Origin of the sequence: Neptuniibacter pectenicola (assembly GCF_001597735.1) — a bacterium.
Taxonomy (GTDB): Bacteria; Pseudomonadota; Gammaproteobacteria; order Pseudomonadales; family Balneatricaceae; genus Neptuniibacter; species Neptuniibacter pectenicola.
Genome location: NZ_LUTS01000164.1, coordinates 1 through 247, shown reverse-complemented (window position 1 = coordinate 247; position 247 = coordinate 1). Strand labels below are relative to the sequence as shown.

Below are 247 nucleotides of genomic sequence, written 5' to 3'. Positions count from 1 at the left end.
CCGACTCTTGAGTTCGACCGTAAGGTAAGATCACCCCATATTGAACCCCAACACCCAAAGCGGCCATCGTTACATCGCGATACTGAGAACCACCAAGTGCAGCGTTGGTAATTTGAAGTCCCGTATTGGCTAACTGTGATTGTGATAAACGTTCGTTACTGTGGTCAGCCAAAACGTGAGCCACCTCATGGCCTATAACTGTAGCGAGTTGGTCTGGGGTTACTGCTACATTCAACAGCCCTGTATA

1 protein-coding gene is annotated in these 247 nt (G+C 48.6%); it reads right to left on the bottom strand.

The features are described from left to right. The coding region (locus tag A3773_RS17350; protein ID WP_156473579.1) for a M48 family metalloprotease at nucleotides 1–247 on the bottom strand (247 nt) is incomplete at both ends.